This window comes from Denitratisoma sp., from assembly GCA_032027165.1.
Lineage (GTDB): Bacteria > Pseudomonadota > Gammaproteobacteria > Burkholderiales > Rhodocyclaceae > Desulfobacillus.
In genome coordinates, this window is sequence record JAVSMO010000001.1 from 2269594 (window position 1) to 2283992 (window position 14399).

The 14399-nt window shown below is 65.6% G+C and carries 14 protein-coding genes and 1 tRNA gene; 6 read left to right on the forward strand and 9 right to left on the reverse strand.

The features are described 5' to 3' along the window. The first annotated feature begins 54 nt into the window (after nt 1-54). From ROZ00_11065 to ROZ00_11075, 3 genes are read left to right on the forward strand one after another with little or no spacing between them, the layout of a single operon-like run. A complete protein-coding gene (locus ROZ00_11065; GenBank protein MDT3736758.1) occupies nt 55-1335 on the forward strand; it encodes a serine/threonine-protein kinase in 1281 nt (426 codons plus the stop codon). Between the two features lie 7 nt (nt 1336-1342). Beyond that, entirely contained in the window at nt 1343-2632 is a 1290-nt protein-coding gene (locus tag ROZ00_11070) for a protein kinase (GenBank protein ID MDT3736759.1), read from the forward strand. Continuing rightward, entirely contained in the window at nt 2632-3513 is an 882-nt protein-coding gene (locus tag ROZ00_11075; GenBank protein MDT3736760.1) for a fructosamine kinase family protein, read from the forward strand. The genes ROZ00_11070 and ROZ00_11075 overlap by 1 nt, the downstream gene beginning before the upstream one ends. A 25-nt stretch (nt 3514-3538) precedes the next feature. Here the strand turns inward: ROZ00_11075 and grxD are convergent, their stop codons facing one another. The 5 genes from grxD to ROZ00_11100 form a co-directional block, all read right to left on the reverse strand. Then, on the reverse strand, nt 3539-3865 hold the full coding sequence (gene grxD, locus ROZ00_11080; protein ID MDT3736761.1) for a Grx4 family monothiol glutaredoxin: 327 nt from the start codon (nt 3863-3865) through the stop codon (nt 3539-3541). 59 nt (nt 3866-3924) lie between these two features. Beyond that, the gene (gene prmC, locus ROZ00_11085) at nt 3925-4728 is read right to left on the reverse strand and encodes a peptide chain release factor N(5)-glutamine methyltransferase (protein ID MDT3736762.1); all 804 of its coding nucleotides are present in this window, start codon (nt 4726-4728) and stop codon (nt 3925-3927) included. After that, nucleotides 4725-5810 carry a peptide chain release factor 1 gene (gene prfA / locus ROZ00_11090; protein ID MDT3736763.1) on the reverse strand — a complete coding sequence of 362 codons (1086 nt, stop codon included), beginning with the start codon at nt 5808-5810 and terminating at the stop codon, nt 4725-4727. The genes prmC and prfA overlap by 4 nt, the downstream gene beginning before the upstream one ends. Nucleotides 5811-5862: 52 nt before the next feature. Further along, nucleotides 5863-7116 (reverse strand): glutamyl-tRNA reductase, encoded by a 1254-nt coding sequence (gene hemA / locus ROZ00_11095; GenBank protein ID MDT3736764.1) that lies wholly within the window; start codon nt 7114-7116, stop codon nt 5863-5865. Between the two features lie 130 nt (nt 7117-7246). After that, nucleotides 7247-7322 (reverse strand) — tRNA-Phe (locus ROZ00_11100). Between the two features lie 491 nt (nt 7323-7813). Between ROZ00_11100 and ROZ00_11105 the strand changes: the two genes are divergently transcribed. Together ROZ00_11105 and ROZ00_11110 are read left to right on the forward strand one after the other, a co-directional pair. Then, a complete protein-coding gene (locus ROZ00_11105) occupies nt 7814-8077 on the forward strand; it encodes a DUF4212 domain-containing protein (GenBank protein MDT3736765.1) in 264 nt (87 codons plus the stop codon). A 1-nt stretch (nt 8078) separates the two neighbouring features. Beyond that, nucleotides 8079-10169, forward strand: coding sequence for a sodium:solute symporter family protein (locus ROZ00_11110; protein MDT3736766.1), 2091 nt, complete (start codon nt 8079-8081; stop codon nt 10167-10169). 97 nt (nt 10170-10266) lie between these two features. On the opposite strand, the gene ROZ00_11115 is transcribed toward ROZ00_11110, so the two are convergent. Beyond that, complete coding sequence (locus tag ROZ00_11115) at nt 10267-10881, reverse strand: tetratricopeptide repeat protein (protein ID MDT3736767.1); 615 nt, start codon at nt 10879-10881, stop codon at nt 10267-10269. Between the two features lie 35 nt (nt 10882-10916). Here ROZ00_11115 and ROZ00_11120 point away from each other — a divergent pair, with 35 nt between their 5' ends. Next, a complete protein-coding gene (locus ROZ00_11120) occupies nt 10917-11225 on the forward strand; it encodes a hypothetical protein (GenBank protein MDT3736768.1) in 309 nt (102 codons plus the stop codon). On the opposite strand, the gene ROZ00_11125 is transcribed toward ROZ00_11120, so the two are convergent. The 3 genes from ROZ00_11125 to ROZ00_11135 all read right to left on the reverse strand — a co-directional run bounded on the left by ROZ00_11125 (nt 11226) and on the right by ROZ00_11135 (nt 14350). Beyond that, entirely contained in the window at nt 11226-12701 is a 1476-nt protein-coding gene (locus ROZ00_11125; protein MDT3736769.1) for a sensor histidine kinase N-terminal domain-containing protein, read from the reverse strand. Then, nucleotides 12691-13362 (reverse strand): response regulator transcription factor, encoded by a 672-nt coding sequence (locus ROZ00_11130; protein MDT3736770.1) that lies wholly within the window; start codon nt 13360-13362, stop codon nt 12691-12693. The genes ROZ00_11125 and ROZ00_11130 overlap by 11 nt, the downstream gene beginning before the upstream one ends. A gap of 169 nt (nt 13363-13531) precedes the next feature. Further along, nucleotides 13532-14350: a hypothetical protein gene (locus ROZ00_11135; protein ID MDT3736771.1), complete on the reverse strand. Its 819-nt coding sequence runs from the start codon at nt 14348-14350 to the stop codon at nt 13532-13534. Nucleotides 14351-14399: the final 49 nt, after the last annotated feature.

The window sequence follows — 14399 nt, forward strand, 5'->3', positions numbered from 1 at the left end:
ATTTCTGAACCGGGGCAGGCCTGCCAGACGGGCCCCGGCAGGCTCGCACATTCCATGGACAAGATCGGCAAATACCAGGTCATCCGCAAGCTCGGCGAAGGCGCCACGTCGGTCGTCTACCTGGGCCACGACCCCTTCGCCGCGCGCGACGTCGCCATCAAGGTGGTGGCCAACAGCGTCTTCTCGGAAGGCGAGCGCGGCAAGCTGGCAAGGAAGCTCTTCGTCACCGAGGCCTCGCTCGCCGGCAAGCTCAACCATCCGCACATCGTGCAGATCTACGACGCTGTGGCCGACGCCGATCCCAGCTACATCGTCATGGAATACGTCGAGGGCGGCACGCTGGAGCCGTATTGCGCCGCGGACCGCCTGCTGCCGCTGGCCGACGTCGTCGAGATGGTCTTCAAGTGCTCGCGCGCGCTGGATTTCGCCTACCGGCTGGGCGTCATCCATCGCGACCTCAAGCCGGCCAACATCCTGCGCGGCGGCACCTCCGGCACCGACGTCAAGATCTCCGATTTCGGCGCCGCCATCACCACCTCGAGCGACCAGACGGCGATCTCCGGCATCGGCTCGCCCGCCTACATGTCGCCGCAGCAGGTGCAGGACTGGCCGCTCGACCACCGCACCGACATCTTCTCCCTCGGCGTCGTCATGTACCAGCTGCTCAGCGGACAGCTGCCCTTCCAGGGCAGCAACAACGGCAGCATCGTCTACCAGATCCTCAACACCCGGCCGCCGCCGCCCTCGGCCCTGCGCGCCGGCATCCCGCCGGTGGTCGACGCCGTCGTCATGAAGGCGATGGAAAAGTCGCTCGAGGACCGTTACGCCAGCTGGGACGCCTTCTCCTTCGACCTGGCCGAGGCCTTCCGCAGCGAACAGCTGGCCGAGACGCGCACGCAAATCGCCGACAGCGAGAAATTCAACACCCTGCGCGGCCTGTCCTTCTTCCGCCATTTCAGCGACGTCCAGCTGTGGGAGGTGCTGCGCTTCTCGGAGTGGGCGCGCGCCAAGCCGGGCACCGTCCTGATGCACGAAGGCGAGCCGGGCGAGAACTTCTGCATCCTCGCCAGGGGCGAGGTCAAGGTCACCAAGAACGCCAAGCTGCTCAACATCCTCTCCGCCGGCGAGTGCTTCGGCGAGATGGCCTACCTCGGCGAGGAGGCCGGCGTGCGCGGTGCCGACGTGTCGACCCTGAGCGAGGCCACCGTCATCACCGTGCCGACCGAGGCGCTGCGGCGCGCCTCCGACGCCTGCCGGCACAGCTTCGACCGCGCCTTCCTGCGCATCCTGGTCGAACGCCTGTCGCTTGCCAACACCCGCCTGACCTCGGTATAACGGCGTCATGGAATCCCCCGAAAGGATCGGCAAGTACGAGGTGCGCAGCCGCCTCGGCGAGGGCGCCACCAGCACCGTTTGGCTCGCCTGGGATCCGTTCGCCCAGCGCGAGGTGGCGGTCAAGGTCATCTCGCCCGAGGTGCTGCAGGACAAGGAGCGCGGCCGGCTCTACCGCCACCTGCTGGTCAACGAAGCCTCGCTTGCCGGCAAGCTGATGCATCCGCACATCGTGCAGATCTACGACGCCGTCGTCGACGATGCGCAGAGCTACATCGTCATGGAGTACGTGGGCGGCGGCACGCTGGAGCCCTTCTGCTCGCCGGACAACCTGCTGCCGCTCGACCGCCTGGTCGAGATCGTCTTCAAGTGCACGCGGGCGCTCGACTACGCCTATCACCTCGGCATCACCCACCGCGACATCAAGCCGGCCAACATCCTGCTGGCCTCCGGCGGCGACATCAAGATCTCCGATTTCGGCGCGGCTCTGTTCTCCAGCGCGGAGCAGACGCGCACCCAGGTGTCCGGCATCGGCTCGCCCGCCTACATGTCGCCGCAGCAGGTGCGCGAGATGCCGCTCAACCACCAGACGGACATCTATTCGCTCGGCGTCGTCATGTACCAGCTGCTCACGGGACGACTGCCGTTCCAGGCCAGCAACAACTACAGCATGGTGTACCAGATCACCCATGTCGAGCCGCCGCCGCCCTCGGATTTCCGCCGCGAGATTCCGGCCAACCTCGATGCCGTCGTCGCCCGCGCCATGCAGAAGGACCTCGGCGCACGCTACGCCAGCTGGGAGGAGTTCTCGCACGACCTGGCGCAGGCCTTCCGCAACAAGCAGCTGAAGGCGCGCGAACGCGACTTCGCCGACACGGAGAAGTTCGAGACGCTGCGCGAGCTGCCCTTCTTCGCCGAGTTCAGCGATGTCGAGATCTGGGAAGTGGTGCGTTTCTCCGACTGGGACCAGGTGGCGCCCGAGACCGTCATCATGAAGGACGGCGAGCCCGGCGACTACTTCTGCTTCCTCGCCGAGGGCGAGGTGAAGATCGCCAAGCGCGGCCGCATCCTCGGCATCCTCACCCCCGGCGACTGCTTCGGCGAGATGGCCGTCATCAGCAAGTCGAGCAGCAGCCGTAACGCCGACGTCATCGCCCAGACGCCGGCCAAGGTCATCACCATCCGCGGCGACGCGCTGCGGCAGGCCTCCGAAGTCTGCCGCATGCATTTCTACGCCGCCTTTCTCGAAGTGCTGGCCAACCGCCTGGCGCTGGCCAACGCCCGTCTCGCTGCGGTCTGATGCCCCTGGGCGAATCGCTCTCTGCTGAAATCAGCCGTGCCCTGGGCCGCCCCTTCCGCACCGTTTCCAGTCGTGAAACCGGCGGCGGCTGCATCCATCGCGCGCTGGTACTGGAGGGCGATGGCGAACGCTGGTTCGTCAAGCTGAATTCAGGAGAAACCCTGCCGATGTTCGAGGCGGAGCGCGACGGTCTGGCGGCGCTGGCCGCAGCCGGTGCCTTCCGCGTGCCGCGGCCGCTGTGCTGCGGACTCGTCGGCGGGCAGGCGTATCTGGTGCTGGAACATCTGGACCTGATGCCCGTCGCCGAGCGCGCCGGCGCCATCGCCAGCGGCCGCGCACTCGCCACCCTGCACCGAACGGCCGGAGGACGCTACGGCTGGCATCGCGACAACTTCATCGGCGCCACGTCGCAGACCAACACGGAGAGCGGCAACTGGGCGCGCTTCTTCGCCGACGCACGGCTGCTGCCGCAACTCGAGCGGGCCGCGGCCCATGGCTACGCGTTGCGGAAAAAGGGGGAGAGCCTGGCTTCGAAACTGCCGGCCTTCTTTCTCGACTACCGACCGACACCGAGCCTGCTGCACGGCGACCTCTGGCACGGCAACGCGGCGATGTGCGGAAGCGCGCCGGCCGTCTTCGATCCGGCCGTGTATTACGGCGACCGAGAGACGGACCTCGCGATGACGGAACTCTTCGGCGGCTTTCCCGAGGCCTTCTACGCCGCCTACTGCGAGGCCTGGCCGCTGGCGGAAGGGTACGAGTCGCGCAAGACGCTCTACAACCTCTACCACGTCCTCAACCACCTCAACCTGTTCGGCGCCGGCTACCTGCGCCAGGCCGAGCGGATGATCGACAGGCTCCTCGCGGAATTGCACGGATAAAAGTCAGTCGCTGCAGAACGGCGACTTACGCCGCAGTGGCGATGCCTTCCAGCTTCTTCTGCAGCTCGCCGGCCTGGTACATCTCGCTCATGATGTCCGAGCCGCCGATGAACTCGCCCTTGATGTAGAGCTGCGGAATGGTCGGCCAGTTGGAGAAATCCTTGATGCCGGCGCGGATGCCGGGATGCTCCAGCACGTTCACCGAGTAATACTGCTTCACGCCGCACAGCTTGAGGATCTGCGCCGCCTTGGCGGAGAAGCCGCACTGCGGGAAGGTCGGCGTGCCCTTCATGTAGAGCACCACCGGGTGGGTCGAAACTTGTTCCTTGAGGAGTTGCTGAACGTCTTCCATGGTCTTTCCTTTAAAAGCCTACTAATTTTGTCAAGTTTAGCGTTTGCTGATACTTGCCGTCAAGGCCGCGTTCCGCCGGTCACGCGCAGGATGCCGGCCAGATCCCGGCGATGCTCGATGGCAACGAAGCCCGCCGCATCGAGCAGGGCCGCCACCGGCCGGGCCTGGTCGTAGCCGTGCTCGAAATACAGCCGTCCGCCGGGCGCAAGATGCGCGCCAGCGCCGGCGACGATGCGGCGGATGTCGTCGAGGCCTTCGGGCCCGGCGGCCAGCGCGCTGTGCGGCTCGAAGCGCACGTCGCCCTGCGCGAGGTGTGGATCGGCCTCGGCCACATAGGGCGGGTTCGCCAGGATCAGGTCGAAACGCTCGCCCGCCAGCGGCGCGAACCAGTCGCCCTGCAGGAAGCGCACCGCCACGCCATGGCGCGCGGCATTCACCCGCGCCACGGCGAGGGCCGCCGCGGAGACGTCGACCGCCGTCACTTCCGATTGCGGCAGCGATTTCGCCACCGCGATGGCGAGGCAACCGCTGCCGGTGCCGAGGTCGAGGATGCGCCGCGCCGGCCGCTCGAGAGCGATGTCCACCAGCAGTTCGGTCTCCTCGCGCGGGATCAGCACGGCGGGCGTGACGTGAAAGTCCAGGCCGTAGAACTCGCGTTGGCCGGTGAGGTAGGCGAGCGGCTCGCCGGCGGCGCGGCGTGCCGCCAATTCGCGAAACCTCGCCGTATCCTGGAGACTGACTTTTCCTTCCGGATGCGCTTCCAGCGCGGCATGCGACACGCCGAGGACATGGCACAGCAGCAGGCGCGCCTCACGCAGCGGAATCGCGGCGCGCGCTTCCTCGAGCGCCGCGGCGACGTTCACGCCGCCTCTTCCGACAAAGCCGCCAGCTGCTCGGCCTGATGCTCGGCAGAGAGCGCGCCGACCAGCTCATCGAGGTCTCCGTCCATGATGGCGTCGATCTTGTACAGCGTCAGGTTGATGCGATGGTCGGTGATGCGGCCCTGCGGGAAGTTGTAGGTGCGAATGCGCTCGGAACGGTCGCCGCTGCCGACCAGCGACTTTCGCGTCGAGGCGATCTGTGCCTGCTGCGCGCGCGTCTGCTGGTCCTTGATGCGCGCCGCCAGCACGGAGAGCGCCTGCGCCTTGTTCTTGTGCTGCGAGCGGTCGTCCTGGCACTCGACGACGATGCCGGTCGGCAGGTGCGTGACGCGCACGGCGGAGTCGGTCTTGTTCACGTGCTGGCCGCCTGCGCCGCTGGCGCGGTAGGTGTCGATGCGCAGCTCGGCCGGATTGATGACGACGTCGGCCACCTCGTCCGCCTCGGGCAGTACCGCCACGGTGCACGCCGAGGTGTGTATGCGCCCCTGCGTCTCGGTGGCGGGAACGCGCTGCACGCGATGCCCCCCCGACTCGAACTTCAGCTTCGAGTAGGCGCCCTGCCCGACGATGCGCAGGATCACCTCCTTGTAGCCGCCCAGGTCGGACGGATTCTGCGAGATGACCTCCACCTTCCAGCGCTGCCGCTCGGCGTAGCGGGCATACATGCGGAACAGGTCGCCGGCGAACAGCGCCGACTCGTCGCCGCCGGTGCCGGCGCGGATTTCCAGGAACAGGTTGCGCTCGTCGTTGGGATCGCGCGGCAGCAGGGCGCGCTGCAGTTCGTCCTCGAGGCGCGCCATCTCCTCGCGGCAGGCGCGGATCTCCTCCTCGGCGAGATCCTTCATCTCGGCATCGGCCAGCATGGCCTGCGCCGATTGCATGCCCGCCTCCGCCTTGCGCCAGGCGGCAAAGAGCGCCGCCACCGGCGCGATCTCGGCGTGCTCGCGCGTCAGCCTGCGGTAGGCGTCCATGTCCTTCGTCGCCGTCTCGCTGGCCAGCAGCAGGTCGAGCTCGGCGAGGCGGCGGCTCAGGTGCTCAAGTTTGTCGCTGATGCTTTTTTTCATGGCAATGGTAAACGGCCCGCCCTGCGGCCGGCGCAGGGGAGCGTCTCGGCAGCTACTCTTCGGGATGCAGGTGGTAGATGCGGGCGATCAGGTCGGCCAAGTCGTGGCGGTTCGGCCCGTCGGCCTGATTCAGCGCGGCGGTAGGCCCGTGCATCAGCTTGTTGGTGAGGCCATGCGAGAGCACCTCCAGCACACGCTGCGGATCCTCGCCCTTGGCCAGCAGCTTGAGCGCATGTTCGACCTCGTGACGGCGCGCGCGCTCGGCCGTGTCGCGCAGCGCGCGGATGGTCGGCACCGTCTCGCGCGACTCCAGCCAGTGCAGGAAGCCGTCCACGCGCGAGGTGATGATCGCCTCGGCCTCGACCACCGCCTTCTCGCGCGACTCCAGGCCGGACTCGACGATGGCGCCGAGGTCATCCAGCGTGTACAGGAAGACGTCGTCGAGCTGGGCGATCTCCGGCTCGATGTCGCGCGGCACGGCCAGATCCACCATCACCATCGGCCGGTGGCGGCGCGCCCTGATGGCGCGCTCGGCCATGCCCAGCCCGATGATCGGCAGAGGGCTCGCCGTGCAGGAGACGATCACGTCGTACTCGAACAGCCGCTCGCCGATCTCGTCGAGCCGCATGGCGTCGCCGGAGAAGCGCACCGCCAGCGCCTCGCCCCGCTCCAGCGTGCGGTTGGCCACGGTAATGCGTTTCGGCTTCTGCGCGGCGAAATGCGCGGCGCACAGCTCGACCATCTCGCCGGCACCGATGAACAGCACCTTCTGTTCCGCCACGTTCTCGAAGATGCGCTCGGCCAGATGCACCGTCGCCGCCGCCATCGACACGATGTTGGCGCCGATGGCGGTGGTGGAGCGCACCTCCTTCGCCACGGCAAAGGTCCTCTGGAACAGCTTGTGCAGGAGCGTGCCCAGCGTGCCGGCGTGCTCCGCCACGCGCGCCGCCTGCTTCATCTGGCCGAGGATCTGCGGCTCGCCGAGCACCATCGAGTCGAGGCCGCTGGCAACGCGGAACATGTGCCGCACGGCATCGCGGCTGGGCAATGTGTAGAGGTACGGCGAGATGTTCTGCGGCTGCAGCCGGTGGTATTCGGCCAGCCATTGTGCGGCCGCCTCGGGCGCCTCGGCGGCGCAATACAGTTCGGTTCGGTTGCAGGTCGACAGGATCGCCGCCTCGCGCACTTCCCGGCCATGCGTCAATTCGACCAGGGCCTGCGGCAGGCGCAATGGATCGAACGCCACCTGTTCGCGAACGGCAAGCGGCGCGGTGTGGTGGTTGAGGCCTAAGGCGTAGAGCTGCATCGGAAGCGGTTCTGTCGGAATTTTCCAAGGAAATTATAGCATTAGCCCTACGGCCAAAAGGGCTGACACAGATCAATCCAAAGCCAGAAAGGAAACGGCCCTCCGAGTGGAGGGCCGTTCCAGAAGAATTTGGTGGCCAGGGGCGGAATCGAACCGTCGACACGCGGATTTTCAATCCGCTGCTCTACCAACTGAGCTACCTGGCCTGAGAATCTGTTTCCGCCGCGACGCAAGCCGCCTGCGAAAGAGGCGGGATTATACTGTTTTCGGCGTTGTTCGCAAAATGGCCTTCCGGCAATACCCGGCCCGCCCGGGTTATCCCGAAATACTGCCGCATCCCCTCCGCGATCTATCACTTTTGTTTGCTTCGCTGCAACGTAGCAATTTTTCCCCGATATCCCCCAATCCAAATCCAGAGACTCAAGCAAATCATCCGATTACAAAAATGATGCGGCGCACCATCCTGATCCTGCCTGGATGTTTGCCTTTCATCGGTCTCGTTTTCTGTAAGCAATCTGTCAGTTTTCAGAGACGATAATGTGGGCTACCCGGAGAATTCTGCTCTACGACTTCTGGGTGAGGAGAGCGGTGCGTGCAAGAGGGGAAACCCCCGGGCGCACCGAAAACGGCCGCAGCCACCGTCCGCCCCAAGCGGGCAATGTCTGCGGCGCTTGTCAAAAAAGGAGGAGTCGCTTCCATGCAACTTACCGAAAAGCACAAGGAGTACTGGAGTCGAAACCTGAAAATCACGAGCATCCTGTTCGTGGTCTGGTTCGTCTTCACCTTCGTCACGGGCTGGTTTTCGCGTGAACTGAACAGCATCACCTTCATCGGGCCGCTCGGCTTCTACATGGCCGCGCAGGGCTCACTGGCGATCTACGTGATCATCATCGTGTTCTACGCCAAGACCATGAACAAACTGGACAACGAGTACGGCGTCCAGGAAGGGGAGGAAGACTAATATGTCCCAGGTTACCCAATCCCAGTTCTACGCCAACCTGAAGAAGTACTACACCTTCTACACGGGCGGCTTCATCACCTTCGTCATCATCGTCGGCATCCTCGAGCAGCTCGGCGTGCCGAACAAGGTGCTCGGCTACATGTTCCTCTTCGCCACCATCCTGCTCTACGCCGGCATCGGCTTCATGTCGAAGACGGCGGAAGTGGCGGAGTACTACGTGGCGGGACGACGCGTGCCGGCACTCTTCAACGGCATGGCCACCGGCGCCGACTGGATGTCCGCCGCCTCCTTCATCGGCATGGCCGGCACCCTCTACCACGCCGGCTTCGACGGCCTCGCCTTCGTCATGGGCTGGACCGGCGGCTACTGCCTGGTGGCGCTGTTCCTCGCACCCTACCTGCGCAAGTTCGGCCAGTTCACGATCCCGGACTTCCTCGGCGCCCGCTACGGCGGCAACATCCCGCGCTTCGTCGGCATCATCGTCGCCATCACCTGCTCCTTCACCTACGTGATCGCGCAGATCTACGGCGTCGGCATCATCACCAGCCGCTTCACCGGCCTGGAGTTCGGCATCGGCGTGTTCGTCGGCCTCGCCGGCATCCTGGTGTGCTCCTTCCTCGGCGGCATGAAGGCGGTGACCTGGACCCAGGTGGCCCAGTACATCATCCTGATCGTCGCCTACATGATCCCGGTGGTGTGGCTGTCGGTGAAGCACACCGGCATTCCCATCCCGCAGATCTCCGCCTACACCACGGCCCTGCCGAAGGTGACGGCGCTGGAGAAGGAGTTCAACGACAAGAGCACGCCGAAGGGCGCCGCCGAGGATTCGGTGCGCCAGATCTTCCGCGACAAGGTCGCCGCAGCCGACGCCAAGCTGAAGGGCCTGGAGACCGGCGGCGCCGCCTTCCTCGCCGAGGAAAAGGCCAAGATGGCCGCCAAGGTGGCCGAGCTGAAGGGCGCCGCCGCGCCCGACATCAAGGCCGTCGAAGCCGCCGAGAAGGCCCTCAAGGACTTCCCGGCCGACCCGGCAGCCGCCAAGGCCGCCTGGACCAAGGAGAAGGCTGGCGCAGCCGCCAAGACCGCTGCGGTCAAGGCCCACGCCGATCCCTTCCCGGGCAAGGACGAGGCCGCGCAGAACAAGGCGCGCAAGAACTTCCTCGCCCTGGTGCTCTGCCTGATGGTGGGCACGGCCGCACTGCCGCACATCCTGATGCGCTACTACACGACGCCGTCGGTCAAGGAAGCGCGCATCTCGGTGGGCTGGTCGCTGTTCTTCATCTTCCTGCTCTACTTCACCGCGCCGGCGCTGGCCATCCTCGTGAAATACGAGGTGTACAGCAACGTCATCGGCTCGCAGTTCTCGGCCCTGCCGGGCTGGGTCGCCAACTGGGCGGCGGTGGACAAGACGCTGATGGCGGTCACCGACTTCAACAAGGACGGCATCGTGCAGCTGGCGGAACTGACCATCGGCGGCGACCTGATCGTGCTGGCCACGCCGGAAATCGCCGGCCTGCCCTACGTGATCTCGGGCCTCGTCGCGGCCGGCGGTTTGGCTGCGGCGCTCTCCACCGCCGACGGCCTGCTGCTGACCATCGCCAACGCGCTCTCGCACGATCTCTACTACAAGATGATCGACCCGAACGCGCCGACGGTGCGCCGCATCGCCGTGTCGAAGGGCCTGCTGCTGGTGGTCGCCCTGCTCGCGGCCTACGTCACCTCGCTCAAGCCGGGCAACATCCTGTTCCTGGTCGGCGCGGCGTTCTCGCTGGCGGCCTCGGGCTTCTTCCCGGCGCTGGTGGCGGGCGTGTTCTGGAAGCGGGCCAACAAGCTCGGCGCCATCATCGGCATGTCGGCCGGCCTGTTCGTCTGCGGCTACTACATGTACCTGACCTACCCGTTCTTCGGCGTGAATGCCCCGCTCTGGTGGGACATCGCCCCGATTTCTTCGGGCATCTTCGGCATTCCCGCCGGCTTCATCGGCGTGATCATCGGCTCGCTGATTTCCCCGGCGCCGTCGAAGGAAGTGCAGGAACTGGTCGACCATGTCCGCTACCCGAACCTGGCGGGCGACATCGACACGTCCGGTCGCTAAGAACTACGAGGAGGAGGGGGGGAACCCCCTTGTCGAGCCCGCCGATTGGCGGGCTCTTTTTTTGAGGGCTCCCGGAGTCCTCAAAAAAAGAGCTTGGTTACGAACGGTAAGTTTCGAAGAACTCCTGCACTTCGGCAGGCACCAGATGGCGCAGGTCCGGACGTTCGGCATCCTTGATCAGCTTCATCGCGCGCTTCGGCTCGAATCCGGCGAGGCGCTTGGCGATCTGGGTGACCTGGTCGGGCTGGTGGGCATGGTGGCAAGCCATGGCCCACTGGTAGAAGGCCTCGCCGTTCATCGGCTGAAGCTCGGCGGCCTTGGCGAAGGCGGCGGCGGCCTCGGCATGCTCGCCCCGGCGGGCCTGCGCCATGCCCAGGCCGTACCAGGCCAGGTCGAGGGCGGGATTCAAGCGCACGGCTTCGCCGAAGGCGGCGATGGCCTCGTCCGAGCGCCCCCCCTGCTCGAGCACGTAGCCATGGTTGAAATGCATGCCGGCGTCACCGGGCGCCAGGCGCAGCGCCTCGATGAACCATTTGTCGGCGACGTCGTACTGCTTCCTGCGGGCGGCGATGAAGGCCAGGTTGCGCGCAGCCTGCACGTTGTCGGGCCGCAGGCGATAGGCGGCGGCATATTCGTTGAAGGCTTTTTCTTCCTGGCCGAAGAAATGCAGCAGCCAGCCGCGGGCATAATGGCGGAAGTGTTCAAAATCCATTGCAGCACCTCGAATCGGAAGGCCAAGACAATACCATGACTCAGATCGATCTGTTCCTCGTTTCCGTCCTGCGCGCATTGGTCGAGGTGGCCCTGCTGGCCCTCATCGGCCAGGGCGTGCTGGCCCTGCTGGCGGGCGGGCGGCGCCACACCAATTTCGTGTACAAGCTTTTTCTCATCATCACCAGCCCGGTCATCAGGATCTGCCGCTGGATCGCCCCGAAGGTGATCATCGACAAGCACCTGCCTTTCGTCGCCTTCTTCCTGCTGTTCTGGGTCTGGATCCTGCTGGCCTGGGTCAAGCGCGAGCTGTGCGTGATGAGCGGCCTGCCGCCCGCCTGCTGATCACAAGGTTGGCTGGAACTTCTCCGGCTGCTGCGCCAGCAGCGCCGAAACGGTGAAGCGGCTGCGCGGGAAAACGGCCTGCGCCAGCGTGCCGCGCCCTTCCGGACCGAGCTTCAACTGCACGCTGCCGCGGTGCAGCTCGGCGATCTCGCGGACGATGGCCAGCCCCAGGCCGCTGCCCGGCGCCTCGTTGCCGAGCACCCGGTAGAATCGCTCGAAAATCAGGTCGCGCTCGTTTTCCGGAATGCCCGGCCCGTCGTCCTCGACTTCGAGGACGGCGAATTCCGCCGCCCGGGTGCGCACCGTAATGCGGCCGCCGACCTGCGTATATTTCACGGCGTTGTCGATCAGGTTGACGACGAGCTCGCGCAGCAGCAGCGGGTTGCCGCTGACCTGCAGCGGCCAGCCGGTGCCCTCGAAGCCGAAATCGATCTTCTTGGCCATGGCAGCCGGCAGCCATTCCTGCGTCGCTTCGCGCGCCACCGCCTCGAGATCGACGTTCTCGATGGCATGCGTCTTCTCATGGCTGGATTCCGCACGCGCCAGGGCCAGCAGCTGGCTGATGAGGTGGGCGGCACGGTCGGTACTCTCGGCGATCTGCCGCAGCAGGATGCGCATGTTCTCCGGATCGGTCTCGGTCAGCGCCAGCTCGGTCTGCATCTTCAGGCCGGTAAGCGGGGTGCGCATCTGGTGCGCGGCATCGCCGATGAAGCGCTGCTGCGCCTGCAGGTTCTGCTCGAGGCGGGCCATCATGTCGTTGAAGGCATGGATGACCGGCTTGACCTCCTCCGGCACGCCGGCCGTCGGGATCGGCGAAAGATCGGTCGGCAGGCGTCGGCGGATCGCCCGGCCAAGCCGGTTGAGCGGCGCGATGCCGCGAGAGAGGCCGAACCACACCAGCAGCACGGCGAGCGGAATCACGGCGAACTGCGGCAGGGTGACGCCGGAGATGATGCGCGAGGAGAGGGCGTTTCGCTTGTTGCGCGTCTCGGCCACCTGCACCAGGATCGGCTCCTTGTCGTGCTGCGGCTTGAGGTAGAGATAGGCGATGCGCACCGGTTCGCTGTGGATCTCGTCGTCTCGGAAATAAGGCTTGCCGGGCTCTATCTTCAGGGGCGGCTCGACCCAGTGGATGGCGGCCTCGCCCGCCACCAGTTCGTTGCGGAAGCCCAGCACCTGGAAGTACACGATGTCCAGCTCGTCACGCTGCAGGAGGCTGCGCGCCTGGGCCGAGATGTCGGCCCTGACCCGGCCGCCACTGACGCTGACGAGACCGGCAATGGCCAAGGCATTTTCCGCCAGGGCCTTGTCGTAGGGGTCGTCGGCAATGTTGTTGGCCACGCCCTGGATGAGGATCACGCTGAGCGGCCAGATCAGCAGCAGCGGCATCAGCATCCAGTCGAGGATCTCGCCGAAAACCGACTGACGTTCGCCTTCGTCCTGCCGGCGCCGCAGCAGCCGGTCGCTAAGCGCCATTGGGCCGGTCCAGGCAGTAGCCGAGTCCCCGCACCGTGCTGATGCGCACTCCGCTGTCTTCCAGCTTTTTGCGCAAGCGGTGCACGTAGACCTCGATGGCGTTGGTGCTGACTTCCTCGCCCCAGCCGCAAAGATGGTCGACCAGTTGTTCCTTGCTCACCAGGCGGCCGGCGCGCAGGAGCAGTATCTCCAGCAGGGCCAGTTCGCGCGCCGAAAGGTCAACAGCCTGGCCATCCAGCCTGGCGCTGCGCTCGGTCTGGTCGTAAGTCAGCGGCCCGAATTCGATTTTCGTCGGATTGCCCGTGCCGCGCCGGGTGAGCGCGCGCACCCTCGCTTCCAGTTCAGGCAGGGCGAAGGGCTTGGTGAGATAGTCGTCGGCGCCGGCATCCAGGCCGCGCACGCGATCTTCCAGGCCGTCCTCGGCGGTAAGGATCAGCACCGGCATGGGCGACTTGCGCGCACGCAGGCGCTTGAGAACTTCGATGCCATTCAGCCTGGGCAGGCCGAGATCGAGGATCAACAGATCGAATTGCTGCGAGAGCAGGGCCGCATCCGCATCGCTGCCATTGGCGACATGGTCGACGGCGTAGCCGGACTTGCGCAGCGTGCGCAACAATCCGTCGGCAATGATGCGATCGTCTTCGGCAAGCAGGATGTGCATGGGAAAACCGGCGCGGTGTAAGGCAACTGTAAGCCTCCCAGTTTAGCCTGTTTCCGCTGTTCTCCTTTTACTCGGTCTTAGGGGGCTGGCCGGCAGCGCCGGCATGCCCTGGGGGGCGGACGGTCACACCGCTCCGCTCCCTGCCGTTTTTTTCCAGGTAACGCCTAACTCAGGACTCGGGCAGGCGCTGTTCCACGCCGCTCCAGAACTCATCGGCCTTGCGTTTTCCCGCCCCCACCTGCAGGGCATCCCGGCTCTTTCCCAACGCTAGCCGCAATTCAGGCAATGTCCTGCATTTCTCGATGGCCTCCACCAGTGCGTCGCCCTGGGGCCCCAGGGCATCGAGGACGAAGCGCCGGGCAAAACGGACCGCCTCCTGAACAGAAGGCTGCTGCTGCGCAGCAGTTGCAGGCTGGGCGGGAGGCGGCGATGCCGGGCTGGTGGCTGGCGCGGGAGGAACTGCCGGTGCGGCAGGAGCCGGCGGCGGGCGGCCTTCGAGACGGGCTTCGACATTCGCCCAAAACTCCTCGGCCCTGCGTTTCTTTCCCATCCCGGCAATCGCGTCGCGCGTCTTTTCGAGCCTGGTGCGCAACTCAGGCATGGTCTTGCACCTGCCGATGGCTTCCGCAAGCAGGTCCGCTTCGGGGCCCAGAACCTCGTCGAGAAAGCGCTCGGCGTAGCGCATGGTGTCCTGCATGATGCGCTGGTCCTGCGGCGTGGCGGCTGCCGGCGCTGATGCCGCTGTCGGCGCTGATGCCGCAGACGCAGCTGCGGCAGAAGCATCGACCGCAATGAAACCGCCCTCGATCAGCTTCGCCATCAGCCCTTGCGGGTCGGGCATGTGTTGCGCCCTGGCAAGCAGGTCGGCGGCGGTCGTTTTGCCGTCCACCATCACGAGAAGAGTCCGTTCACGCATCCCGAGCACGGTGCGCTGGGCCATCTCCTCCAGACCTTTTTGGGTTTTTTTGTAAACGGCTTTTAGGTCCATTTACATCTCCCTTTGGTTCTACTTTAGTGATACCACTATAGCACGCGGC

Coding starts and splice junctions, on each gene's coding strand:
- ROZ00_11065 (MDT3736758.1), top strand. CDS start 55: ATGGACAAGATCGGCAAATACCAGGTCATCCGCAAGCTCGGCGAAGGC.
- ROZ00_11070 (MDT3736759.1), top strand. CDS start 1,343: ATGGAATCCCCCGAAAGGATCGGCAAGTACGAGGTGCGCAGCCGCCTC.
- ROZ00_11075 (MDT3736760.1), top strand. CDS start 2,632: ATGCCCCTGGGCGAATCGCTCTCTGCTGAAATCAGCCGTGCCCTGGGC.
- grxD (MDT3736761.1), bottom strand. CDS start 3,865: ATGGAAGACGTTCAGCAACTCCTCAAGGAACAAGTTTCGACCCACCCG.
- prfA (MDT3736763.1), bottom strand. CDS start 5,810: ATGAAAAAAAGCATCAGCGACAAACTTGAGCACCTGAGCCGCCGCCTC.
- hemA (MDT3736764.1), bottom strand. CDS start 7,116: ATGCAGCTCTACGCCTTAGGCCTCAACCACCACACCGCGCCGCTTGCC.
- ROZ00_11105 (MDT3736765.1), top strand. CDS start 7,814: ATGCAACTTACCGAAAAGCACAAGGAGTACTGGAGTCGAAACCTGAAA.
- ROZ00_11110 (MDT3736766.1), top strand. CDS start 8,079: ATGTCCCAGGTTACCCAATCCCAGTTCTACGCCAACCTGAAGAAGTAC.
- ROZ00_11115 (MDT3736767.1), bottom strand. CDS start 10,881: ATGGATTTTGAACACTTCCGCCATTATGCCCGCGGCTGGCTGCTGCAT.
- ROZ00_11120 (MDT3736768.1), top strand. CDS start 10,917: ATGACTCAGATCGATCTGTTCCTCGTTTCCGTCCTGCGCGCATTGGTC.
- ROZ00_11125 (MDT3736769.1), bottom strand. CDS start 12,701: ATGGCGCTTAGCGACCGGCTGCTGCGGCGCCGGCAGGACGAAGGCGAA.
- ROZ00_11130 (MDT3736770.1), bottom strand. CDS start 13,362: ATGCACATCCTGCTTGCCGAAGACGATCGCATCATTGCCGACGGATTG.
- ROZ00_11135 (MDT3736771.1), bottom strand. CDS start 14,350: ATGGACCTAAAAGCCGTTTACAAAAAAACCCAAAAAGGTCTGGAGGAG.